The following is a 22,382-nucleotide window of genomic DNA, read 5'->3' on the forward strand; positions in this document are numbered from 1 at the left end:
CGCCAGCAGCAGCCGGCCGCGCTCGCCGCCCGACAGCGCACGCACTGGCGAGCCCGCCTGTTCGGGCGCGAACAGGAAGTCCTTCATGTAGCTGACGACATGCTTGGTCTGCCCGCCGACCTCGACAGTGTCGCCCCGTCCGCCGGTCAGCGCGTCGCGCAAGGTCGTGTCGGGGTCGAGGCTGGCGCGCCGCTGGTCGATGGTGGCAATCGCCACATTGGCCCCGATCCGCACGGTCCCTTCATCCGGCGCCAGCGCGCCGGTGAGCAGGTTGAGCAGCGTCGTCTTGCCAGCGCCGTTGGCGCCGACGAGGCCAACGCGATCCCCGCGCGCGATCCGGACCGAGAAGTCGGAGACGATGGGGCGATCGCCGAACAACTTGGAGACCCGCTTGGCCTCGATCACCAGCGCGCCCGAGCTCTCCGCCTCCGTCACCGTGAGTTGCACGGAGCCCTGGGCGCGGCGCGCGTTGCGGCGCGTCTCGCGCAGCGTCTCGAGCGCCCGCATACGGCCCTGATTGCGTTTGCGGCGGGCGGTGACGCCGTAGCGAACCCAGTCCTTCTCCATCTCGATCTTGCGATCGAGCTTGTGGCGGTCACGCTCTTCCTGGGCGAGCAGCTCGTCGCGCCAGGCCTCGAACGCGGCGAAGCCCTGATCGAGCCGGCGCGTCCGGCCGCGGTCGAGCCAGAGCGTCGTGCGCGTCAGGTTCTGAAGGAACCGCCGGTCATGGCTGATGAGAACCAGCGCCGAGCGCGAGCTCTTGAGCTCGGCTTCGAGCCATTCGATCGCCGGCAGGTCGAGATGGTTGGTGGGCTCGTCCAGCAGCAGGATGTCGGGCTCCGGGGCCAATGCCCGGGCCAGCGCCGCGCGGCGCGCTTCCCCGCCGGAGAGCTTGTCGGTCGGCGCATCGCCGGAAAGACCAAGCGCCTCGAGCAGGTATGCGCCACGGTAGGGGTCGTCCCCCGGGGCGAGGCCCGCGTCCACATAGGCGCGCAGCGTCGGGAAGCCCGAGAGGTCAGGCTCCTGCGGCAGATAGCGGATGGTCGCGCCCGGCTGCACGAAGCGGGAGCCGTCGTCCGCCTCAACGGCGCCGGCCGCGATCTTGAGGAGCGTGGACTTGCCGGAGCCGTTGCGGCCGACGAGGCCGAGCCGCTCTCCGGCCGACACCGATATTTCCGCGCCGCCCAGCAGGGGCTGACCGCCGAAGGTCAGCCGGACGTCCTTGAGCAACAAAAGGGGAGGGGCCATGGCGGTGGAGATACGCCGGGCCGGCAGGGTCCTGCAAGATCGACCGCCGCCTCAGGCGGCGGTTCGCGACCGCATCCCGATCGTAGGCTTCTCGGACGCGAGGGAGACCACGAGCCGGATCGCGCCGCCGTCGAGTTCCTCGATCGCCGTTCCAAGCTGGTCGGCATAGGCGCGGATCAGCCGCTGAGATAGGCCGGGACCCGGAAGCCATCCGGGGGGCGGGCCCGAAATGGTGAGGGCGAGCTTGCCCCCGGGTTCCGCAGAGGCCTCGACGACCGCGGAGTCGGCCGCCGCAGCCGCGGCGCTCAGCAGCTCGGTCAGCAGCAAGGCAAGCGACACGGCAAGGTCCAGATCGACCTCGAAGGCGTCTTCGGGGAAATGCGCCACGACCTCGAACAGCCGCGCGCCGTTCGTCTGACGCGCCTGAAGCGCGACGTCCCGGATCAGCTCGGCGACTGCGACATGGCCGATCTCGCCGGAAGCGTAGGAAACCTTGTAGGCCGCGGCCATCGCCCGCACGCGGTCCTCGGGCGCGCGGAGCACGGCGCTCAGAGTGTCCGGCGCTTCCTGGCGCTGAAGCGCGAGCAGGCTCGCGATCATCTGGAAATTATTCTTCACCCGGTGGTGCAGCTCGCGCAGCAGGCGGTCGCGCTCGTCGACAGCAGCCTCCAGCGCCAGCGAGCGCTCCTCCACGCGCCGTGACATCGCCGCCAGCGTATCGCCGAGCTCGGTGAGCTCCCGCGGCGCGCCCTTGAGTTTTGCGGCCTTGGTGTCCAGGCGACCGCCGTCATAGGACGCGGTCGTCGCTCTAAGCGCACGGATCCAGCGGAGAACGAAACGCTCGATTCCGAACAGCACCAATCCGACGCACAACAGGACCATCAGCGCCGGGAGACCGAGCGCAAGGAGCAGCCACTGGGTCTGGCTGTGGCCGGTCACGTCGAACGGAGCAGCCACGATCGCAGAAAGCCCCGAGCGCGAGATCGGCGCGATCGCATAGCGATATGCGCGTCCGTCCTCGCCGCGGGCCTTCAGGACGCGTGGGTCCTCGTCCAGCCGGTTCGCCGGGAGACCGTCCTTCGGCAACCAGGCGGAGCCATAGGGCGCGGTCTCGTCGTCGCGAGCGAGCAGGCGGCCGTCCTTGTCGACGATCGCAGCTGCGATCTCCGCTCTCGAGCCACGGTCACGGAAGATCTGGTCGCGCTCCTGCTCCGTGATCGGCTGCTCGGGCCGCAGGGCCGCCGCGCGAGCCGAAACCAGTTCCGCGGCCTGCACGAGCCTGTCGCGGTCGAACCGGTCCGAGAGCGCGAACTGTTGCAGGCCGATCGTGATCGCGAATGCGATCACGGGAAGATTGGCGGCGATCAGGAGAAGCGCGATGCGGCTTCGGAGAGTCTTGAACACATGAACCCTACGGTTCGGCGCCTCGCGCCATCAGGCGGTTCCGGAACCCACCGCCGGTCCCAGGGCGGCCTTGAGAGCGGGCTCGATGCCAATCTCTCCGACTTCGAGATTGAGCCGGCGCGCCAGCGCGGTGCGAGCGCGGTTCACGCGGCTTTTCACCGTGCCGACGGCGCAGCCCGAGATCTCCGCCGCCTCCTCGTAGGAGAATTCCGCGGCGCCGATCAGGATCAAGGCCTCGCGCTGCTCTTCCGGAAGCGCGGTGAGCGCCTTGCGGAAGTCCTCGAGATCCATGTGGCCGTTCTGCTGAGGCGCGACCGCGACGTTCTCGGAGAAGACGCCGTCGGTGTCCTGGACCTCACGCCGGCGGCGGCGGATTTCGGAAATGTAGACATTGCGCAAAATCGTGAACAGCCACGCGCGCATGTTGGTGCCCTCGGTGAAGCTGCCGAGGTTGCGCCAAGCCTTGACCAGCGTCTCCTGGACCAGGTCGTCGGCCCGGTCCAGCTGGCCGGAGAGCGACACCGCGAAGGCCCGGAGACTTGGTATGTGAACAAGAAGTTCGTCGCGCGGAGCGCGGCTGACACCTTCGCTCATCGAGAGCCGTTCTGACGCAGCTCGTCACTCGTCCGTTCCGCCTCGCCCTCGCGGGTGTCGAGTTCCGCCAAGAGTTCAAGGAAGCGATCAGGCACGGGCTGATTGAGGATATCTACGTAGCCGGCCCGCAGTTGCCGGCCGATATGCGCCTGGACGTCAGGATCCAGCTTATTTTCAGGCTTCCGCTGGGTCATCCACTCACCTTCCCGCACGCTCGCAAGCTGTTCCAGCGAGGTGCGATGAACCCGCGCGTACTGCGCAGGCGCGCCCGCGAGGGCGCTCGTCCCATAATCGCCGACTGCGGTTGACGATCTGCTAACGATATTGGAGCGGTCGCCGCTGTTGGCGAGTGGCGCCAGGCCTTGATTGTGCGGCACTTTGAAAGCGTCACTTGCCTGCGTCATCCAGCGGCGAAAGCCTCGTTAGCGGCACCGTCGCGTTTCGCGCGACGGTCGTCACCTGGCCGGCAGGATCGTTCATGTAGACGACGCGGCCCGCCGCGTCACGGCGGATTTCGAGGCCTCCTGACAGCCGGCCGCCCTCGGTGGCCACCGACGCCATTCGGATCGGAGCCCCCGCCAGACGAGCTCCCTTGGCCGAAGCGCCGCCGGCGACCTCATGGCGGCTCATGCCGGCGCCCGACAGCGCGACGATCACCGCTCCAGCGGCGACCGCGACCAGAGCCGAGCGAGCGAGGAGCCCGCTGCCGGCCGGAGACGACGCGAGGCTGCGACGGTCGAGATGATACGCGCGATACTGGCCTTGGCTGACATACGCCATGATCGGCTCCTTTGCGTCAGTCGGCGACGATCGCCCTCAGCATCCAAATCGCCTTCTCGTGGAAGGCGAGACGCTGGGTGAGAAGGTCGTGCGTCACGAAATCGTTAACTTCTTCGGCCTGCGCCGCGCCTTCGCGGACCAGGCGCACAAGCGCCTCGTGATCCTCCACGAGCTCTTCAACCATCGCCTTGGCGGTGAGCTGGGAGCCGAGCGACAGCGCCTTGTCGAGGCCAAGCGCGGCCTTTCCGGTCGGCACCGGATAACCGAGCGCTCTGATGCGCTCGGCGAGCAGATCGATCGCGGCGAAGAGGTCGGAATAGTGCTGTTCGGTCAGCGTGTGGATCGGCTGAAACAGCGGGCCGACCACATTCCAATGGACGACCTGGGAGCGCAGCAGCGTCCGGTAGGTCTGGACCGTCAGTTCGCTCAGCGTTTCCGCCATGAGCTTCCGGTCGGCGTCGCGCAGACCGTTGTTGAGCCGTTCGGCTCTGGTCCTTACTTCAAGTACGACGCCCGCCTTCGACATGCACATTCCCGCTGTAGAGAGCGGCGGCGCGGCGATCGGACCGCGCTGCCTCGCCCCAACAACGTTGATGCAGCCATAAGGTTGCAGTGCATCGTGACGTGATCGTCAGGCGGCGCCGCGACGGTCCGTGTTCCGCGCGCGGGCGCCGAAGAAAAGCGCCTGGCTGACGATTGCCTTCACGGTCGAGGCCTGGAACGGCTTCGTGACCAGGAACACCGGCTCCGGCCGCTGGCCGCTGAGCAGCCGCTCGGGATAAGCGGTGATGAAGATCACCGGAACCTCGAGGTTCGGCAGGATCTCCTTCACGGCGTCGAGGCCGGAGCTGCCGTCCGCAAGCTGGATGTCCGCGAGCACGAGGCCGGGGGACGTGCGCTCCGCCAGAGCCAGCGCCTCGGTGTGCGTGCGCGCAGTGCCGACCACCCGGTGTCCCAAGCCCTCTACGAGCTTCGCGAGGTCCATGGCGATGATCGGCTCGTCCTCGATGATCAGGACGTCGGTCGCGACCTGCTCGGCGATCTCTCGGCCCGCCTCATCGATCGCGCGGGCGATCTCGGCGTCGGAGAGCGAGAGGATCTGGCCGGCTTCGGACGGAGTGAAGCCCTCGACCGACACCAGCAGGAAGACCTGCCGCGAGCGCGGCGTCAGAGCCTCGATGGTGCGCTCGGAGTAGGGCGCCTCCAGGCCGGTCTCGACGTTCAGGGCGACGGACGACCAGATCCGCGAGAAGATCGAGTAGAGCCCGACGCGCGGCTCGCAGTCTGAAGGAAAGATGCTGGGATCGGCGATCAACGCCTTCAGCACCGCGGCGACATAAGCGTCTCCGCTGTCCTGCCGACCGGTCAGCGCGCGGGCGTAGCGCCGCAGGAACGGAAGATGGGGAGCAATGGTGTCGGCGAGAGCCATAGCGATGCGTTTCCAAGGGCGAAGTCAAAGACAAGCGAAGCCGGACAGGCCGGCGCAAAATGGAGCGCGCCACGCAATGAGCAAGCCTTAGCGGGTGAAGTCAACGCCGATTGCTTCGCGGGGAACCGACACCCGCCGGACCCCGCCGTCGCCGCCCCGCACGGCCGCGCCGCCAAGACTTCGCGCGAGACCTTCCAGAAGAAGCTCCCCGAGCGAGCCCGAGGCGGCGTCGCTCTCGCCGGCGTTCTCCCGCTTCGTCAGCCCAATAGCCAGAAACTCGCCGTCCTCGGCAAGGACGATCTCCGCTTCGTCGGCTCCGCTCCGATAAATCTTGATCAGCAGCTCCGTGACGATCTGGGCGAGCACGCCGGTCTGGCGCGGCGGCGCCTGCAGGGGGCAGATCTTGACGCCCACGCGTCGACGGCCGTCCGGATCGTAGAGTTGACAGATCCGGTGGCCCAGCAGCGTCAGAACGCGGTCGGCCGCCAACAGCCCGTCGGAAGCGGACTCCTCGGGCTGGATGATCGTCAAGGCCTCCATGCGGGCGCGCAGATCCTCGAGCGCGGCGCGGCTTTCCTCGGCCGGGGCGCGCTGAGCCGCCAGGCTCACCAGGCTCGCCATCGTCTGGAGCTGGTTTCGGAACTGGTGGATAAGACTTGCGACGGCCGGGCTTTGCCGATCGAGAGGCGCGATAGAGGCGGCCGGTTCCGTTGTGTCCATTGAAGCGATCTAGCGCGCGCAGATCGGCTTAGGTATGTGTTTTGACATAGCGCGATTGGGTAATTTCATGGATGGCTCGCGCGCGTCGCAAGCCTCCTCCTCTGACCTCCTGAATCCGCTCATGTACGTACGCTGTCACGGTTGCCCGCTCCGCACCAAACCGGCGTTCCACGACAAGACTGAAGACGAGATCGCAGTCATCGACCAGATGAAGAGCGATCATCTCCGAGTCTCGGCGGGAACGGAGTTCATCCATCCGGAGCAGACGGATGCGGAGCTCTACACGCTCTTCTCCGGTTGGGCTTTCCGCTACAAGGAGCTGGCGGACGGCCGCCGCCAGATACTGAATTTCTCCCTGCCTGGCGACCTGATCGGGATGCAGGCGGCGTTGCTCGACAAGTCGCTTTACGGGGCCGTTGCGCTGACCGACGCGGAGCTCTGCGTCGTGCCCAGACGTCGCCTGTTCAAGCTGTTCGAACATGCGCCCGCCGCGGCCTACGAGATGACCTGGCTCGGCGCGCGCGAGGAGGCTCTGGTCGACGAGAACCTGCTGACGGCCGGACGACGCAACGCGATGGAGCGCGTCGCCGCCATGGTCGCTGCGCTCTACAAGAGGGCCGAGCAACTCGACCTCGTGCGGGACGGGGTGATGGATTTCCCCCTGACGCAGCAGCATATCGCGGACGCGCTCGGTCTTTCGCTGGTCCACACCAACAAGACCCTCGCTCGCCTGCGCGCGCAGGGCATGTTCAGGATAGCGGACGGCAAACTCGCCTTGTTGAACCCACGCGCGGTCACTCGGCTGGCTCAGTATTTCGAGAAGGAGCCGGCTCGGCGGCCTATCATCTAGCAGCAGGCGGGGCCGCCCGCGGACAAGACAGCTTGCGGCGATCGCCGCCGCCGTGTCCTTCTCCGCGTCAGTGCTCCCGTTTCGAAAGGAACAACGATGACCGTCCTCGTCACCGGCGGCGCCGGCTATATCGGCAGCCACATGGTGCTCGCGCTCTCGGACGCCCGGCGGCCGGTCGTCGTTCTGGACGATCTGTCCACCGGCTCGCGCGGCGCGGTGCCGTCGACGGTCGCGTTGGTGCAGGGCTGCTGCGGCGACGAAGGCCTGCTGGACAATGTGATCCGCGACCATGGCGTCACGGCGATTGTGCATTTCGCGGGATCCATCGTGGTCCCTGACTCCGTCACCGATCCGCTCGGCTACTATCTCAACAACACGGTGCGGTCCCGGGCGCTGATCGCCGCTGCGGTGCGCGGCGGGGTGAAGAGCTTCGTCTTCTCGTCGACGGCCGCGGTCTATGGAGAGGGCGCCGCCGAGCCGTTGCGCGAGACCGCCGCGCTTGACCCGGTTTCTCCCTATGGGGCGTCCAAGCTCATGACCGAGCGCATGCTGGCGGACGCGAGCCGCGCCCACGGCTTCGCCTACGCCGCTCTGCGCTACTTCAACGTCGCTGGGGCCGATCCCTCCGGACGCGCGGGCCAGTCGACGCCGCGCGCCACCCATCTGATCAAGGTCGCGGCCGAGGCCGTGACCGGCAAGCGGGACAGGTTGCAGATCTTCGGGGACGACTACCCGACGCCGGACGGCACCTGTGTGCGCGACTACATCCATGTCAGCGATCTCGCCAAGGCTCATGTCCTGGCGCTCGATTATCTCGCCCGGACCGGCGAGAACCTGGTGGCGAACTGCGGCTACGGCCGCGGCGCCTCGGTGCTCGAGGTGATCGACTCGGTGAAGCGGGTTTCGGGCGTGGACTTTCCGGTCGAGCGCGCGCCGCGCCGGCCGGGCGATCCTGCCCTGCTCGTCGCAGACCCGACCCGGGCCCGCACGACGCTCGGCTGGCGCCCGGACTACGACGATCTCGACACCATCGTCAGCCATGCGCTCGCATGGGAACGGAAAATCGCCGCCAGGGCCGCCGCCGAGTGACCGCTCCGGGGCGGACGGACCAACGCGCCGCGGCTGTCGAGATCGACATCCCGGCCCGCATGGACCGGCTGCCCTGGTCGCGCTTCCATCTGCTCGTCGTGTGGGCCCTGGGCGTGACCTGGGCTCTGGACGGCCTTGAGGTCACGATCATCGGCGGCCTCGGGCCGCGGCTTCAGGACAAGGCGACGCTTGGGCTGTCCGAAGCGGACATCGGCGCGCTCGCCTCGGCCTACCTGGTCGGAGCGGTCGCGGGCGCCCTTGGCTTCGGCTGGCTGACCGACCGCTACGGTCGGCGGCTGATCTTCTTCGTGACGCTCGGCATCTATGTCGCGGGCGTGCTGTTCTCCGCTTTCGCCTGGGACGTCTGGAGCCTCGCCGTATTCCGGCTGCTGACGGGGATCGGCATCGGCGGCGAATACGCGGCGGTCAACTCGGCCATCGACGAACTGATGCCCGCGCGCCTGCGAGGTCGGATCGCGCTGATCGTGAACGGCAGCTTCTGGGCCGGCGCCGCCGTCGGCTCGGTCGCGACGATCGTCCTGCTCGACCCGGCGATCTTCGGCCTCGACCTCGGGTGGCGACTGGGCTTCGGGATCGGGGCGGCGCTCGGGGTCATGATCCTGCTGACGCGCCGCTTCGTGCCCGAAAGCCCGCGCTGGCTGGCGAGCCATGACCGGATCGCCGAAGGCGAAGCGGTCATGGCCGAGATCGAGCGACGGGTTCAGCAGGACACCGGCGAACGCCTCCCTCCCGCGGAGGGGCGCCTCACGATCCATCCCCAGAGACATTTCGGGCTCGGGGTGATCTTCAGGGCGATGTTCCACCAGTACCGCTCGCGCTCGCTGCTGGTGTTGCTGCTGATGGCGGCGCAGGCCTTTCTCTACAACGCGATCTTCTTCACCTACGGCCTGGTGCTCGCGCGGTTCTACGGCGTCGCCCCGGCCCATGTCGGGCTCTACCTCATCCCCTTCGCGATCGGGAACGTGCTCGGGCCGATCGTGCTCGGGCCGTTCTTCGACAGCGTCGGCCGGCGCAAGATGATCCTGCTGTCTTACGGCCTGGCGGGCGTCCTGCTTCTTGGGACCGGCTGGCTGTTCGCCACAGGCGCGCTCACCGCCGTCTCCCAGACCGCGGCGTGGTGCGTGATCTTCTTCTTCGCGTCTGCGGCGGCCAGCGCAGCTTATCTGACAGCGAGCGAGGTGTTCCCGCTCGAGGTTCGGGCTCTGGCGATCGCAGCCTTCTACGCTCTCGGCACGGCGATCGGCGGGGTGTTCGCGCCGTACCTGTTCGGCCTGCTGATCGGCGGCGGAGATCCGTGGGCGATCTTCTGGGGATATGCCGGCGCGGCCGTTCTGATGATCGTCGCCGGGTTCGCCGCGCTGCTCTATGGCGTGGATGCGGAGGGCCGGTCGCTCGAGGAGGTCGCGGCCCCGCTCTCACAGGCGGCCTGATCCGCGACGCAACCTTCGCCGCATTTCTGGCGTTTGTTCGGCTGGTCGATTCGGTTCGCGCGCCGGCGCGAGCTTGTTCGGATGTGGCGGCTTAAAGCCCGGGAGGATCGATGTTTCAACGACAGGCCGCCGCCACGCCGCCCGCCGCTCCCGGCGCAAGCGCCCGCGACTGGCGCATCGACTTCTGGCGCGGCCTCGCCATCGTGTTCATCTTCTGGAACCACTCTGTCGACAACGTGATGAGCTGGTTCACGACGAAGAACTTTGGCGTTTCGGACTCCGCCGAGCTGTTCGTCTTCCTGTCGGGTTTCGCGATGGCCGGCATGTTCTCGGCCAAGTTCCTTACGCGGCCCGTGATGGCGATGCCCTACGCGGTGAGCCGCGCCTTCACGCTCTACCTGCATCACCTCTCGGCCTTCGTGGTGATCGCCACGCTTGCGGTCCTCTATCGCGGCTATGCGGGCTCCAGCGTGATGGAGCGAGACCTCTTCATCCGCCCGTTCCTGATCGCGACCGAGACGGTGCTGCCGAAGCTCGCGACGCTCGCCTATCTGCCGCCGCTGCTCGACATCCTGCCGCTCTACATCCTGCTGACGCTGCTTGTGGGCGTACTGTTCTTCGCGTTTCGCGCCCAGTGGCGGCTCTACGCGGTCTTCGCCGTCGTCGTGTGGCTGTTCGCCGAGGTGACCGGGGTGACGCTGTCGTCCTATCCGGACACGCGGCTCTGGACCTTCAATCCCTTCGCGTGGCAGGCGGTTTTCCTTGCGGGCTTCGTCGTCTGCCTGGCGCGAGACGAGCCCTGGCTGCGCAGGGTCGTGAGCGCTCCTGCGACGGTCGCTCTCTCGATCACGATCCTGATCATCGGCTTCATCGCGGCCGCGCCGTGGGCGACGCTCGGGCTGCTCGAATGGCGGCCGCTGCGGATCATCACCGACTACGCCTCCAAGGCGAACGCCTCGCCGATCCGTCTCGCGCACTTCCTCGCGATGGCGCACATCGCGACGCTGCTGCTGAAGCAGAGCAACCCGTTCGGCAAGACGCTGATTGGCCGCTCGATGATCCTGATCGGCAGGCGCAGCCTGCCGATGTTCGTCATCTCGACCGTGTTCGCGGCGATGAGCCACGGCGTGTTCGACTGGTTCGGAAAGTCTGTTCCGGTCCAGGCCGCCTATTCGCTGGGCATGGCGGCCATCCTCGTCGGCCTCGCTTTCGTCGCGGACGCGCTCGGCCGGGCGAGCCGGGGCGGTCCCGGAGCGCCGTCGACCGCGTCTCGCGACAAGGCTCCGCGCCCGGCGAAGCCCGCGCCGATGCTGCCGGCCCCCGCCGCGCCCGAGTTCCGCTGACCGGAGCTCGGTCCGGAACGACCCCGTTTTAGATCGTTCCCTCCGCGCGACTTTGGTTTAACGTCGGCCTGAGCGGCCGCGGGTGGGGGCGGGCGCTCTCCCGCCATTCGGCCGCCCGGCCGCCCGCCTCATTGAGGTCGCCGCTCGCGATGAACGTCGATAGCTCCGTAGCGTCCCGGAAGATCACCAAACTTCTCGTCGCCAACAGATCTGAAATCGCCATCCGGGTGTTCCGGGCGGCGGCGGAACTGGGGATCCGCACCGTCGCGATCTATGCGGAGGAGGACAAGCTCTCGCTCCATCGGTTCAAGGCGGACGAGGCCTATCGGGTCGGCAAGGGCTTGGGTCCGCTCGAGGCCTATCTGTCGATCCCGGAGGTGATACGCGTCGCGCGTGAGGCGGGCGTGGACGCGATCCACCCGGGCTACGGCTTCCTCTCCGAGAGCCCCGAATTCGCCGACGCCTGCGCCGCGGCCGGCATCCTGTTTATCGGGCCGAGCCCGGACACGATGCGCAAGCTCGGCAACAAGGTCGCGGCCCGCAATCTCGCGATCAGCGTCGGCGTGCCGGTGATGCCCGCCTCCGAGCCGCTGCCGGACGATCCCGACGCCATCCGCAGGGCCGCGGAGGAAATCGGCCTGCCGGTGATGCTGAAGGCGTCATGGGGCGGCGGCGGGCGCGGCATGCGCGTCATCCGCGACATGGCGAAGCTTCCGCAGGAGGTGATCAACGCCAAGCGGGAAGCGAAGTCGGCCTTCGGCAAGGACGACGTCTATCTCGAGAAGCTCGTCGAGCGCGCCCGCCACGTCGAGGTCCAGGTCCTCGGCGACGGCCATGGCAATGTGGTGCATCTATTCGAGCGCGACTGCTCGGTCCAGCGCCGCCACCAGAAGGTCGTCGAGCGCGCGCCTGCGCCATATCTCGACGACGAGCGCCGGGCCGCGCTTTGCGAAAGCGCGCTGAAACTCGCCCGCGCGACCGACTATGTCGGCGCGGGCACCGTCGAATACCTGATGGACGCCGACACAGGCGAATTCTACTTCATCGAGGTCAATCCGCGCATTCAGGTCGAGCACACGGTGACCGAGATGGTCACCGGCGTCGACATCGTGAAGGCGCAGATCAAGGTCATCCAGGGCGCCGCCATCGGCTCGCCCGAGTCAGGCGTTCCGGGCCAGGCGGACATGCGGCTGAACGGGCACGCGCTGCAGTGCCGGATCACCACCGAGAACCCGGAAGACAACTTCATCCCGGATTACGGTCGGATATCCGCCTATCGCGGCGCGATGGGCTTCGGCGTGCGGGTCGATGGAGGCACCGCCTATTCGGGCGCGGTCATCACCCGCTTCTACGACCCGCTGCTCGAGAAGGTCACCTGCTGGGCGCCGACCCCGGACGAGGCCTGCCTGCGCATGAGCCGGGCGCTGCGGGAGTACCGCATCCGCGGCGTCGCCACGAACCTCGCCTTCCTGGAGAACGTGGTCGAGCACCCGGTCTTCCTGCGCGGCGAGACGACGACCCGCTTCATCGACGAGACGAAGGAACTGTTCGCCTTCGAGAAGCGGCAGGACCGCGCCACTCGCCTGCTGACCTACATCGCCGACGTCAGCGTCAACGGCCATCCGGAGGTGAAGGGGCGCGCCCGGCCCAAGGAGGGAGCTCCCCGCCCGCTTGCGCCGCTGTTCGGGGAGGGCGCGCCGCCCGCCGGCTCCCGCCAGCTGCTGCAGCAGCTGGGGCCCAGGAAATTCGGGGAATGGATGCGCGCCGAACAGCGCGTGCTCGTCACCGACACGACCATGCGGGACGCGCACCAGTCGCTGCTTGCGACCCGCGTGCGCACGGCCGACATCGCCGCCGCGGCCGGCTCCTACGCAAGCGGCCTTCCGAACCTGCTGAGTCTCGAATGCTGGGGCGGCGCGACCTTCGACGTCGCCATGCGTTTCCTCACGGAAGATCCGTGGGAGCGGCTCGCCAAGATCCGCGAGGGCGCGCCGAACCTGCTGCTGCAGTGCCTCGTGCGCGGCTCGAACGGCGTCGGCTACGCAAATTATCCGGACAATGTCGTGGCCGCTTTCGTGAAGCAGGCCGCGAAGGAGGGCATGGACCTCTTCCGCGTCTTCGATTGCCTCAACTGGATCGAGAACATGCGCGTCACGATCGACGCCGTGAACGAGACCGGCGCGATCTGCGAAGCGGCGATCTGCTACACGGGAGACGTGCTCGACCCGTCGCGGGCGAAGTACGATCTCAAATACTATGTCGATCTCGCCAAGGAGCTCGAGCGGGCGGGCGCGCACGTCCTTTGCCTCAAGGACATGGCGGGGCTGCTGAAGCCGGCGGCCGCGAGCGTTCTGATCAAGGCGCTGCGCGAGGAGGTCGGGCTTCCGCTGCACCTCCACACCCATGACACTTCGGGCCTCTCCGGCGCGACTCTGATCGCGGCGATCGACGCCGGCGTCGACGCGGTCGACGCCGCGATGGACTCGTTCTCCGGCATGACCTCGCAGCCCTGCCTCGGCTCCGTCGTGGCCGCTCTCAAGGGCGGGCCGCGCGACAGCGGGCTCGACATGGACGCGATCCGCAAGATCTCGCTCTACTGGGAGGCCGCCCGCGCGCAATACGCCGCCTTCGAGAGCAACCTGCTTGCCCCTGCGTCCGAGGTGTACCTGCACGAGATGCCCGGCGGGCAGTTCACCAACCTCAAGGAGCAGGCGCGCTCGCTCGGTCTGGAGACCCGCTGGAACGAGGTCGCCACCACCTATCGCGAGGTCAACGACATGCTCGGCGACATCGTGAAGGTGACGCCGACCTCCAAGGTCGTCGGCGACATGGCTTTGGTGATGGTGTCGGCGGGCCTCAGCCGTGAGGAGGTCGAGGACCCCCACGTGGAGGTTTCCTTCCCCGAGAGCGTTGTTCAGCTGATGAAGGGCGAGCTTTCGATGCCGCCCGGCGGATTTCCGGAGAAGATCCAGAAGAAGATCCTGAAGGGCGAGGAACCCCTCAGGGAACGCGCCGGCGCTCTGATGCCGCCGGCGGATTTCGGAGCGGTTCGCGCCGAGCTCGAGGAGAAGATCGGCAGGCTGCCCTCCGACACCGAGCTCGCGTCGTTCCTGATGTACCCGAAGGTCTTCGTCGACTACGTGGCGGCGGAGAAGAAGTACGGGCCGGTTTCGACGCTGCCGACGCCGATCTTCTTCTATGGGCTGCCGGTCGGCGAGGAGATCTCGGTCGAGATCGAACGCGGCAAGACGCTCGTGATCCGCTGCCTCGGCGTCGGGGAGACGGACGAGGAGGGCCAGGTTAAGGTCTTCTTCGAGCTGAACGGCCAGCCGCGCGTCATCAAGGTCCCGAACCGCCACGCGACCAATGTCCGCGAGGCGCGGCGGAAGGCGGAGGAGGGCAATGCGAGCCACATCGCGGCGCCCATGCCCGGCGTGATCTCGACGGTCTCGATCAAGCAGGGACAGGCCGTCAGCCAGGGCGACGTGATCTGTTCGATCGAGGCGATGAAGATGGAGACCGCGCTGCATGCGGAGCGCGGCGGCGTGGTGAAGGAGGTCCTCGTCAGCCCCGGCACGCCGGTGGACGCCAAGGATCTGCTCGTCGTGCTCGGAGATTGACCTGCCGACTCCCGCAGCGCGCGGGGACCGGCTAGTCTCGCGAAATGCAGGACGCGGACGTCAGGGGCGGATCGCCCCAGAAAACCCCGGTGATCGGGCCGCTGCGCGAGGCGCTGCGGCGCGCCCGGGCAGAGGCTGCGGAGCGTGGCGAGGTGGTGGCCGATTTGCGCCAGGCGGAGATCGCGCGGCTGGAGATCCTGCAGGACGCGCTGCGGCCGGTGTTCGCCGAGGTGCCGGAGCCGATCGACATCTTCGATGTCGGACTGGTCCCGGGCGAGCGGCCGCGCCTGTTCGTCGACATGGTGGCGTTCGTCGAGATGGGCCCTGACCGCAAGGTCTACCGGTTCCTGCGCGACGGACGACATGGTCGCTCGGTCGTCGCCGAGAGCGAGCAGACCCAGCCGATCGTCGACGCGGTGACAGCCTACGTGGCGCGCCGGCTCGTGGAACGTGAGCAACTGCTCGCCGACCAGGAGAGGTTCGTGCCTGCGCGGGCCGCTCCGGCGGCGGCGCCGGTCGAGCCAGTGGCGGCGGCCGCCGCCCCCAGATCGGAACCCGCGGCCGCAGCGCCCTCAAGGCCTTCGGCCGGCGCCCGATGGCTTCGGCTGGCGGCGATCGTGCTCGCCTTCTGCGTCGGCGGCGGGGTCGGAGGCTTGGTCGTGGTCGGATTGATGGTCGCGGCTGCGAAGGGGTTGCTGCCGGGCGTGGGTTGACGCCTCAGGGCAGCGCGTAGCGGTCGGTCTCGCCGATCGAGCCGTCGGGGCGAAGACCGCGGGTGACCACCTCGCAGTTCCACGCCGACGTCTCTCCGGTGACGCAGTAGAGGTTATAGGCGGCCAGCGGCTCACGGCTGAGGGGCCCTGCGGAACATGACGGCACGCCGATCACCGGGATCGGCTTTTCCGGTCCGGGGATCTCGTTGCGCGCGGGTTCGTGATTGTGGCCGTGGATGACGAGTTCGGCTCCCTCTCGCGCCAGGACCTCGCGCAGGCGGTCGGCGTCCCTCAGCCGCCGAAGCCAGGGCGTCCCGTCCTCGGCCACCGGGTGATGCACCATCACCAACCGGAAGAAGCCCTCCTGCTTCAGCCCGCGCAGCATCGGACCGAGCGCGTCGAGCTGGATCGCGCCGACTTCTCCGGTCGCGGCAAGCGGCGCGGTGGCGACGGCGGAGGAAAGCCCGATCAAGGCCACAAGCCCCTGACGCCGGATGAACGGGAAGCCGACGCGTCCATCGTCGCTCGACATGTGCGCGCCCCAGACGCGCGCCGGCGCGCTCTTCACGGTGCGCACATAGGCGTCGTGATTGCCAGGAATCGCGGCGACCCGGTCAGCAGGCCCAAGCTTGCCCAGGAACTCGGCCGCCGGCAGGAATTCAGCCTGCAATCCAAGGTTGGTCAGGTCGCCGGTGACCGCGATGGCGTCGGGCGCCTCGTCGACGACGTCGGCCACGATCTGCTCGAGCACGGCCATGTCGTGCCAGCGGCGGCGGCGGCGGAAATAGTTGATCGCGCCGAGCCCGCGCTTCGACATCATCTCGAAAAGCGTGAAGTGGGGCAGCGGCCCGAGATGCGGGTCCGACAGGTGGGCGATGACCGTCACGAGCGAGCGCCGGATGAGAGGGCTGGGAGGTGCGGGAGCGGCTTCGCCCCGCCGTCAGTCATTCGGTCAGGCGCAGGCGCCGTCAGTTCTTCGCAAATGTCGCGAGCGCAGCCACCGCCGCCCCGCTTGGGGTGCGCAGCGCGCTCAGCCATGAATGAGCCGCCTGGGCCGGGCCCTGACGGAACGAAAAGAGCCAGAACATATGATCCTCGTCGATGCGCAGCCTCGGCCCCCGATGGGCGTCCGGCTCCGCTGAGCTTGAGATGGCGACGCAAGGCTCCCGACGCCAGCGGCGGGCGGGAAGGCGGCGTGCACGCGCGGGCCATATATCACGTTCCGGCATGAGGCGGGAGGGAAACCATGGGCTCGATGCGAGCGCGGATCGTTCGGGCCGCGGCGGCGCGCTGGGGCCGCGCTCGCCGGGCGGTCACGCTCGGCGTCAGGGTTCTGGCCATAGATGGCGATCACGCGCTGCTGGTCCGGCATGGATATGTGGAGGGCTGGCACCTGCCCGGCGGCGCGGTCGAGCTCGGCGAGACCGCAGAGGAGGCCGCCGCGCGCGAGCTGCTGGAGGAGACCGGCGTGGCTGCGGCGCGGCCGTTGCGGCTCGTTGGGCTCTACTTCAATCCGGCGTTCGGCGGACGCGATCATGTCGCGCTGTTCAGAACCGAGGCGTTCGCGATCGGCGCGCCGCCCGAGCCGAACCGCGAGATAGCGGAGAGCGGCTGGTTCCCGTTGTCGGCGCTCCCACAGGACGCGACGCCCGCCACCCGCCGCCGCATCGAAGAGTGCCTGGGGCGGCGGTCGGCGGACGATCGATGGTGAGTGCGGATGCGCTGGCGTGCGGCTTTGCGCCGTGCTAAGCGCGCGCCGTCATGGTCATCGTCCGCCACACCCCTTCGCGACGACGCGCGGCGCGCCGGCTTCCGGCGCCGATCCAGCGCGGCTGACCCTCGCACAGGCGGCGGGCGGCCTCTCAAGACCCTTTCGTCCGAGCCCGCCATGACCTCCCTTCCGCTTGCGATCCTCCACGAGCAGCCCGATGACCGGGCGGCGATCGATCGCCTGCAGGAGCGCGCGTTCGGGCCGGGCCGCTACGCCCGTTCGGCCTATCGCCTGCGTGAGGGCGTCGCGCCGCTGCCGAAGCTTTCCTTCGTGGCGCGGGTAGGCACCTTTCTGGTCGGGTCGAACAGGATGACGCCGATCCGCATCGGGAGGACGCCGGCCCTGCTGCTGGGGCCGCTCGTCGTCGATCCGGCCTTCCGCAGCCGGGGCATCGGGCAGGCGTTGATCAACGCCTCGATCGCCGCCGCGGAGACCGCCGGACACCGCCTCGTCTTGCTTGTCGGCGATGAGCCCTATTACGCCCGGCTCGGCTTCCAGCGCGTGCCGGACGGCCGGGTGGTCATGCCCGGACCCGTCGATCCCGACCGCGTCCTGTGGCGACCGCTCTCGGCGGATGCGGACAGCGAGGCGCGCGGCCCGGTCTGGAAGACTTTCTGAGCCGCTGGCGCGTCAGCACGCGACGGCCTCGACCGCCTCCAGAATGACGCCGATGCAGACGAGGAACAGGCCGATCGGGATGATCAGCAGCCCGATCAGGTATTTGAGGGTCGCGACGCCGAACGCGACGACCTTCCAGCCGAAGTTCTTGGTGGCTTTGCCCTGCCCGCAGCTGTCGTCCTTCTTCTCGACCGCGGGCGGCGCGAGGCTGATCACGGCTGCAGCCGCCGGATAGCCGGCGGCGCCGCTGACGCGAACCCCTCCCGTCAGACAGAGCAGACAGAGCAGCGCACGGATCAGCAGGGCGCCCCGAGATTTCATCGCTGAAGTCCTTCCGGTTGCGGGGGTCATCGCGCAGGAACGCCGGGACCGCAAGTTGGCCGCGATGGGGAGGGACCCTCGATGGGCCTGCCCGTTTCGTGGTCGCCGTGGGCCGCCGGGGCGCTAGTTGTCACGAGCTCCACCTCGGAAGGAGCACTCGATGACGCGCATCCGCACGCTCGCCCTCGCGGCCGCCATCTCGTTCGGAGCCGTGAGCGCCGCGCTCGCCGACGAGCCCGGCCCAGACTGGATCTCGGCCGAGCAGGTGAAGGAGAACGTCCTGAAGTCGGGCTACACGGCCGTCGCCGAGATCAAGGCGGAGAAGGATCATTGGCGCGGGGAGGGGATCAAGAACGGTCAGAAGATGGAGTTCTTCGTCGATCCGAAGAGCGGCGCTCTGGTGATCGAGAAGCCGGTGGTGGAATGACGGCGCTCACCGGAGGGCAGCTCCAAGCCCTGCGGCGCGCAGCGCGTCCAGAACGCCGTTGAGTGTGATCTGGACCCCGACGCACAGCAGGATGAAGGCGGCGAGCCGCGCGATGATCCGAATGCGCGCCTCTCCCAGCAGCCGCGTGATCCAGTCCGCCGAGGAGTAGGCGAACCAGACGACGGCCGCGATCGCGATTGCGGCGAGCGAGGATCCGACCACGAAGCCGATGAAAGCGGCCGGCTCCGATGGTCGGTTCGCCCCGAGGGCGATCGCGACCGAGATCGTGCCAGGCCCGGTGGTCAACGGCAGCGTCAGCGGGAAGAACGCGACCTCGTCAGCGTCCATGGCGTGGCCGGCCTGAGCCTGCTTGGTCTCGTCGAGATGCTCGGGCGCCGTCAGCAGGCGCCAGCCGCTGACCGCGACCACGAGACCGCCCGCGATGCGCAGCGCGGGGAGCGTTATGCCGAAGAAGGCGAGCACATAGGCGCCGATCCAGAGCGAGACCAGCATCACCAGCGCCGAGTAGGTCCCGACGCGCCGCGCGAGCAGGATGCGCTCGGCATGCGTGCGATCGCCCGTCACCTGGGCGAAGATCAGCGCGCCGCCCATGGGATTGACGATCGAAAACAGCGCTGAGCTCGCAAGCAGGAAGCTCTGGAGCAGCTCGACCTGCCAGTTCAAGGCGCGCTCCTCAGGATGTCCGGCGGGAGGACGCGCTCATCGTCCTTCGCGCGCCCAGGCGGCGGCGAAAGACCCTATCAGCAGCAGAAGGCCAAGCAATCCCGCGAAGATCGGCAGAATGCCGAGGCCGCGAACAACGCTGGCGTCGGCCTGGTGAACGCCGATCCAGTCGGCTCCGGACGCGCGCGCGCCGGAACTCACCGGAACGACGCGCGGAATGTCCAGCTCGGCTCCGGCGTCGGGCTGAACCCGGCGAACCGAACCGCTCGTGGCGGACGCGACGGCCTGCAGGCGCTTTCCGGTGCTCACCACTTCGGTGAACTCGCGCGGGTTGGGCGGTCCGACATTGACCAGCGTCGTGAACGTCCCGTCGGTCGCGCGGTGCAGCCCCAGCTCCGGCGTCTCCAGGACGCCGCGCCACAGCCCGGGCTCCGCTTCCGCGAGCGCGACGCGGCGGCGCTCTCCGCTCGGCAGCGTCACGTCGACCGGGCTGACCTCGTCCTTCAGCGTCTGGCGCTCGAACGTGACGGTCTTGCCCGTGGCCCTCGCGCGCAGCGCCTCCTCCTCGAGGTCGGGCTCCTTCATCAGCCAGTGCGACAGCCGCCGCAGCAGATCGACATGCGGGCCTCCGCCATCGAAACCACGCGCCCATAGCCAGGCATGGTCCGACAGCAGCACCGCGACACGCCCCTTGTCCTCGCGCGCCAGCACCAGAAGCGGACGGTCTTCGGGACCGTCGAGCACGGCCTCGCCCCCGCGCAGCCGCGAATCCACCATCCGGAACCATGGCGCCCAGCTCGGCGGCTCGGTCTCGGAGCCGGTCAGGCCCCGGGTGACGGGGTGCTTGCGGCCGACCTCGGAGAGAGTCGGTCTGAACTCCCGCTCGATCACGCCGCCCATGGGCTCCGCGGGAAGCACCTGGGCAAGCGGCGTCTCGAAGAGCGAGCCGGGATCGGCGTAGTCGGGCCCGCCCGCGACAAGCACGGCGCCGCCGTTCCGAACGTAACGGGCGATGTTGTCGAAATAGACGATCGGCAGGATGCCCTGACGGGCGTAGCGATCGAAGATGATGAGGTCGAACTCGTCGATCTTCTGCGCGAACAGCTCCCGCGTCGGGAAGGCGATCAGCGAGAGCTCGTTGATCGGCGTGCCGTCCTGCTTCTCCGGCGGCCGCAGAATGGTGAAATGCACCAGGTCGACGCTGGCGTCGGCCTTGAGCAGGTTGCGCCAGGTGCGTTCGCCCGCATGAGGCTCGCCCGAAACCAGCAGCACGCGCAGCTTCTCCCGCACGCCGTCAATCGGCAGGACCGCGCGGTTGTTGACTGTCGTGATCTCGCCGCCGGCGTCCTCGGCCTCGACCTCGACGAAGTTCACGCCCGGATGGACGATCGGGACGTCGATCGTCGTGACCTGACCGGGCGTCGCGTTCAGCCGCTGGATCTCATCGCCGTCGCGCCGGACGATCACCGGCGCGGGCCCGCCGAGGCCGGGGCCGACCTCGTCGATCCGGAAGCCGATCTTCTGGGTCTGGCCCACGATGCCGAAGCGGGGCGCAAGCGTCAGCGCCACGCGCCGGTCGCGCTCATCCGGCCGTCCGGTGATCAGCGCGTGGACCGGCGCGCTGAAGCCGAGCGATCTTGCGTCCGGCGGGGCGTCGTGGACGACGCCGTCCGTCAGGAACAGCGCGCCCGCGATCCGTTCGGGCGGCACATCGGCGACGCCGTCTCGCAGCGCCGCGAACAGTTCGGTGCCGTCGCTCGATGTAGCGTCCTGACCGGCCTCGATCCAGCGCACCTCGGTGTTCGGCAATCCGGCCAGCCTCTGAGCGAGCTGCTCGCGCGCGGCGTCAGTTTGGCCCTTGCGGCCGTCGAGCGTCTGGCTGCCGGAGCGATCCACCACGACAGGGAGCACATTCGTCAGCGGCTCGCGGTCCTCCCGGGTGAAGGACGGGTTCGCTAGCGCGAGCAGCAGGCACGTGACCGCTCCGGCGCGCAGCCAGGCGCCGCGCGTGCGCCCGAGCAGGCACAGCAAGGCGACGACGGCGCCGGCGATCGCGAGCGCGATCAGGGCGGCAAGCGGAACGAGCGGCGAGAAGGCGACGTCGAGATTCATGCGCTACGGCTTGTCGCGCGACGGCGTCTCAGGGGCTCGTTCATTGGCCGAGCCTTTCCAGCAGAGCCGGCACGTGCACCTGGTCAGCCTTGTAGTTTCCGGTGAGGGTATACATCACGATGTTGACGCCGACCCGGTAGGCCATCTCGCGTTGCCGCTCGTCGGACGAGGTCGGCAACAGCGGCTCGCCATTGGCGCCGATCGCCCAGGCGCCCGCGAAGTCCGCGCCGGTGATCAGGATCGGCGAGACGCCGTCGCCGGCGCGCGCGGGGCGCTCCTCGCCCTCGTCGACGGGCGGCAGGGCTTCCACCCAGAGCGGACTGCCGGCGTACCGTCCCGGAAAGTCCTCCAGCAGATAGAAGGCCTTCGTCAGCACGTGGTCCGGCGGCGCCTTCTCGAGCGCCGGGACGTCGAGGCCGCCAAGCAGGCGCTTCAGCGTTTCGTTCTGCATGCCCGGCCCGCTCGTGAGCGCGTCTCGCGTGTCGAACAGGATGGTGCCGCCCTGTTTCATATAGGCGTCGATCCGCGCCAGCGCTTCCGGGGAAGGCGGCGTCGCGCCCTCTACCACGGGCCAGTAGAGCAGCGGAAAGAACGAGAGCTCGTCTTTCGCAGGATCGACGGCCATCGGCGCGCCGGGCTCCAGCGCCGTGCGCTGTCCCAGCGTCTGCGTGAGGCCTTCGAGCCCGGCCTTGCTGAGGCGGTCGACCTCGAAGTCCCCTGTCGTCACATAGGCGAGCCTTGTCGACAGCGTCGCCTCGAGGGCGAAGCGATCGTCGATCGGAGGGCGGCCGGCCTGCTCGGCGCGTAGCGCGCCCGGTCCGGCGAACAGCGCGAACCCCGCAGCCGCGAGGAGAAGCGCCGCGGCCCGCGGACGGCGCCCGAGCAGCGCCGCGCCACCGCCGAGCAGGAACACGACCAGGCTGTCGACAATGGCGGCGATCGCAGCCAGCGTGAGCAGCCATGGCGCGATCGGCGTAGGCTCCTCGATCGCGATCTGCGCCACGGATATCTTCAGGCCGGCGAGGTCGATCCGCTCCAGCGCTGCGTCTGCGGGCAGCGTATTGATCGCCACGCCCGCGTCGATGGGGCCGTAGAAGCCCGGCGGATTGTCGGGCGTCGCGGCAGGGCGGCCCCAGCGCCGGATTCCATGCCCGACCTTCGCTGCCACGCGACCGGTTCTGGAACGCGTCATCAGCCAAAGGCTAAAG

At 68.6% G+C, this 22,382-nt stretch carries 22 protein-coding genes; 9 read left to right on the top strand and 13 right to left on the bottom strand.

Annotation, left to right across the window (positions count from 1 at the left end):
* The 8 genes from ACIKT0_RS02490 to ACIKT0_RS02525 all read right to left on the bottom strand — a co-directional run.
* Positions 1-1,248 (bottom strand): ABC-F family ATP-binding cassette domain-containing protein (locus tag ACIKT0_RS02490; protein ID WP_407103830.1); only part of this gene is annotated, 1,248 nt, incomplete at its 3' end.
* A 51-nt stretch (positions 1,249-1,299) separates the two neighbouring features.
* Entirely contained in the window at positions 1,300-2,652 is a 1,353-nt protein-coding gene (locus ACIKT0_RS02495; protein WP_407103831.1) for a histidine kinase dimerization/phosphoacceptor domain -containing protein, read from the bottom strand.
* Between the two features lie 30 nt (positions 2,653-2,682).
* Positions 2,683-3,246: a sigma-70 family RNA polymerase sigma factor gene (locus ACIKT0_RS02500; RefSeq protein WP_407103832.1), complete on the bottom strand. Its 564-nt coding sequence runs from the start codon at positions 3,244-3,246 to the stop codon at positions 2,683-2,685.
* Positions 3,243-3,650, bottom strand: coding sequence for a NepR family anti-sigma factor (locus ACIKT0_RS02505; protein ID WP_407103833.1), 408 nt, complete (start codon positions 3,648-3,650; stop codon positions 3,243-3,245). Before ACIKT0_RS02505 ends, ACIKT0_RS02500 begins: the two co-directional genes overlap by 4 nt.
* On the bottom strand, positions 3,634-4,026 hold the full coding sequence (locus ACIKT0_RS02510; RefSeq protein ID WP_407103834.1) for a hypothetical protein: 393 nt from the start codon (positions 4,024-4,026) through the stop codon (positions 3,634-3,636). Before ACIKT0_RS02510 ends, ACIKT0_RS02505 begins: the two co-directional genes overlap by 17 nt.
* 16 nt (positions 4,027-4,042) lie before the next feature.
* A complete protein-coding gene (locus ACIKT0_RS02515) occupies positions 4,043-4,552 on the bottom strand; it encodes a Dps family protein (RefSeq protein WP_407103835.1) in 510 nt (169 codons plus the stop codon).
* A 105-nt stretch (positions 4,553-4,657) separates the two neighbouring features.
* Entirely contained in the window at positions 4,658-5,455 is a 798-nt protein-coding gene (locus ACIKT0_RS02520) for a response regulator (RefSeq protein ID WP_407103836.1), read from the bottom strand.
* An 87-nt stretch (positions 5,456-5,542) separates the two neighbouring features.
* Complete coding sequence (locus ACIKT0_RS02525; RefSeq protein ID WP_407103837.1) at positions 5,543-6,175, bottom strand: histidine kinase dimerization/phosphoacceptor domain -containing protein; 633 nt, start codon at positions 6,173-6,175, stop codon at positions 5,543-5,545.
* Between the two features lie 121 nt (positions 6,176-6,296).
* Here ACIKT0_RS02525 and ACIKT0_RS02530 point away from each other — a divergent pair, with 121 nt between their 5' ends.
* The 6 genes from ACIKT0_RS02530 to ACIKT0_RS02555 all read left to right on the top strand — a co-directional run bounded on the left by ACIKT0_RS02530 (position 6,297) and on the right by ACIKT0_RS02555 (position 15,241).
* The gene (locus ACIKT0_RS02530) at positions 6,297-7,025 is read left to right on the top strand and encodes a Crp/Fnr family transcriptional regulator (protein ID WP_407103838.1); all 729 of its coding nucleotides are present in this window, start codon (positions 6,297-6,299) and stop codon (positions 7,023-7,025) included.
* Between the two features lie 96 nt (positions 7,026-7,121).
* On the top strand, positions 7,122-8,114 hold the full coding sequence (galE, locus tag ACIKT0_RS02535) for a UDP-glucose 4-epimerase GalE (RefSeq protein ID WP_407103839.1): 993 nt from the start codon (positions 7,122-7,124) through the stop codon (positions 8,112-8,114).
* A complete protein-coding gene (locus ACIKT0_RS02540) occupies positions 8,075-9,565 on the top strand; it encodes an MFS transporter (RefSeq protein ID WP_407103840.1) in 1,491 nt (496 codons plus the stop codon). Before galE ends, ACIKT0_RS02540 begins: the two co-directional genes overlap by 40 nt.
* Before the next feature lie 110 nt (positions 9,566-9,675).
* The gene (gene opgC, locus ACIKT0_RS02545) at positions 9,676-10,908 is read left to right on the top strand and encodes an OpgC domain-containing protein (protein ID WP_407103841.1); all 1,233 of its coding nucleotides are present in this window, start codon (positions 9,676-9,678) and stop codon (positions 10,906-10,908) included.
* 149 nt (positions 10,909-11,057) lie between these two features.
* Positions 11,058-14,528, top strand: a complete 3,471-nt coding sequence (gene pyc, locus ACIKT0_RS02550) for a pyruvate carboxylase (RefSeq protein ID WP_407103842.1) — start codon at positions 11,058-11,060, stop codon at positions 14,526-14,528.
* 44 nt (positions 14,529-14,572) lie between these two features.
* Positions 14,573-15,241, top strand: a complete 669-nt coding sequence (locus ACIKT0_RS02555) for a hypothetical protein (protein ID WP_407103843.1) — start codon at positions 14,573-14,575, stop codon at positions 15,239-15,241.
* Positions 15,242-15,245: 4 nt separating this feature from the next.
* On the opposite strand, the gene ACIKT0_RS02560 is transcribed toward ACIKT0_RS02555, so the two are convergent.
* A complete protein-coding gene (locus tag ACIKT0_RS02560) occupies positions 15,246-16,127 on the bottom strand; it encodes a metallophosphoesterase family protein (RefSeq protein ID WP_407103844.1) in 882 nt (293 codons plus the stop codon).
* A gap of 360 nt (positions 16,128-16,487) precedes the next feature.
* Here ACIKT0_RS02560 and ACIKT0_RS02565 point away from each other — a divergent pair, with 360 nt between their 5' ends.
* Positions 16,488-16,952, top strand: coding sequence for an NUDIX domain-containing protein (locus tag ACIKT0_RS02565; RefSeq protein ID WP_407103845.1), 465 nt, complete (start codon positions 16,488-16,490; stop codon positions 16,950-16,952).
* 177 nt (positions 16,953-17,129) lie between these two features.
* Positions 17,130-17,630: a GNAT family N-acetyltransferase gene (locus tag ACIKT0_RS02570; protein ID WP_407103846.1), complete on the top strand. Its 501-nt coding sequence runs from the start codon at positions 17,130-17,132 to the stop codon at positions 17,628-17,630.
* A gap of 12 nt (positions 17,631-17,642) precedes the next feature.
* Here ACIKT0_RS02570 and ACIKT0_RS02575 read toward each other — a convergent pair whose 3' ends face one another.
* Positions 17,643-17,951 carry a hypothetical protein gene (locus ACIKT0_RS02575; protein WP_407103847.1) on the bottom strand — a complete coding sequence of 103 codons (309 nt, stop codon included), beginning with the start codon at positions 17,949-17,951 and terminating at the stop codon, positions 17,643-17,645.
* Positions 17,952-18,111: 160 nt separating this feature from the next.
* Here ACIKT0_RS02575 and ACIKT0_RS02580 point away from each other — a divergent pair, with 160 nt between their 5' ends.
* Complete coding sequence (locus ACIKT0_RS02580; RefSeq protein ID WP_407103848.1) at positions 18,112-18,378, top strand: PepSY domain-containing protein; 267 nt, start codon at positions 18,112-18,114, stop codon at positions 18,376-18,378.
* A 6-nt stretch (positions 18,379-18,384) separates the two neighbouring features.
* On the opposite strand, the gene ACIKT0_RS02585 is transcribed toward ACIKT0_RS02580, so the two are convergent.
* From ACIKT0_RS02585 to ACIKT0_RS02595, 3 genes are all read right to left on the bottom strand, one after another.
* Positions 18,385-19,062 carry a MarC family protein gene (locus tag ACIKT0_RS02585; RefSeq protein WP_407103849.1) on the bottom strand — a complete coding sequence of 226 codons (678 nt, stop codon included), beginning with the start codon at positions 19,060-19,062 and terminating at the stop codon, positions 18,385-18,387.
* A 36-nt stretch (positions 19,063-19,098) separates the two neighbouring features.
* Positions 19,099-21,174 carry a hypothetical protein gene (locus tag ACIKT0_RS02590; protein WP_407103850.1) on the bottom strand — a complete coding sequence of 692 codons (2,076 nt, stop codon included), beginning with the start codon at positions 21,172-21,174 and terminating at the stop codon, positions 19,099-19,101.
* Positions 21,175-21,214: 40 nt separating this feature from the next.
* Positions 21,215-22,382: DUF4159 domain-containing protein (locus ACIKT0_RS02595; RefSeq protein WP_407103851.1), on the bottom strand; the 1,168-nt coding region annotated here is incomplete at its 5' end.

It is taken from the genome of Hansschlegelia beijingensis, assembly GCF_045505405.1.
GTDB classification, from domain to species: Bacteria; Pseudomonadota; Alphaproteobacteria; order Rhizobiales; family Methylopilaceae; genus Methylopila; species Methylopila beijingensis_A.

Coding starts and splice junctions, on each gene's coding strand:
- ACIKT0_RS02500 (WP_407103832.1), bottom strand. CDS start 3,246: ATGAGCGAAGGTGTCAGCCGCGCTCCGCGCGACGAACTTCTTGTTCAC.
- ACIKT0_RS02505 (WP_407103833.1), bottom strand. CDS start 3,650: ATGACGCAGGCAAGTGACGCTTTCAAAGTGCCGCACAATCAAGGCCTG.
- ACIKT0_RS02510 (WP_407103834.1), bottom strand. CDS start 4,026: ATGGCGTATGTCAGCCAAGGCCAGTATCGCGCGTATCATCTCGACCGT.
- ACIKT0_RS02515 (WP_407103835.1), bottom strand. CDS start 4,552: ATGTCGAAGGCGGGCGTCGTACTTGAAGTAAGGACCAGAGCCGAACGG.
- ACIKT0_RS02520 (WP_407103836.1), bottom strand. CDS start 5,455: ATGGCTCTCGCCGACACCATTGCTCCCCATCTTCCGTTCCTGCGGCGC.
- ACIKT0_RS02525 (WP_407103837.1), bottom strand. CDS start 6,175: ATGGACACAACGGAACCGGCCGCCTCTATCGCGCCTCTCGATCGGCAA.
- ACIKT0_RS02530 (WP_407103838.1), top strand. CDS start 6,297: ATGTACGTACGCTGTCACGGTTGCCCGCTCCGCACCAAACCGGCGTTC.
- galE (WP_407103839.1), top strand. CDS start 7,122: ATGACCGTCCTCGTCACCGGCGGCGCCGGCTATATCGGCAGCCACATG.
- ACIKT0_RS02540 (WP_407103840.1), top strand. CDS start 8,075: ATGGGAACGGAAAATCGCCGCCAGGGCCGCCGCCGAGTGACCGCTCCG.
- opgC (WP_407103841.1), top strand. CDS start 9,676: ATGTTTCAACGACAGGCCGCCGCCACGCCGCCCGCCGCTCCCGGCGCA.
- pyc (WP_407103842.1), top strand. CDS start 11,058: ATGAACGTCGATAGCTCCGTAGCGTCCCGGAAGATCACCAAACTTCTC.
- ACIKT0_RS02555 (WP_407103843.1), top strand. CDS start 14,573: ATGCAGGACGCGGACGTCAGGGGCGGATCGCCCCAGAAAACCCCGGTG.
- ACIKT0_RS02565 (WP_407103845.1), top strand. CDS start 16,488: ATGGGCTCGATGCGAGCGCGGATCGTTCGGGCCGCGGCGGCGCGCTGG.
- ACIKT0_RS02570 (WP_407103846.1), top strand. CDS start 17,130: ATGACCTCCCTTCCGCTTGCGATCCTCCACGAGCAGCCCGATGACCGG.
- ACIKT0_RS02575 (WP_407103847.1), bottom strand. CDS start 17,951: ATGAAATCTCGGGGCGCCCTGCTGATCCGTGCGCTGCTCTGTCTGCTC.
- ACIKT0_RS02580 (WP_407103848.1), top strand. CDS start 18,112: ATGACGCGCATCCGCACGCTCGCCCTCGCGGCCGCCATCTCGTTCGGA.
- ACIKT0_RS02590 (WP_407103850.1), bottom strand. CDS start 21,174: ATGAATCTCGACGTCGCCTTCTCGCCGCTCGTTCCGCTTGCCGCCCTG.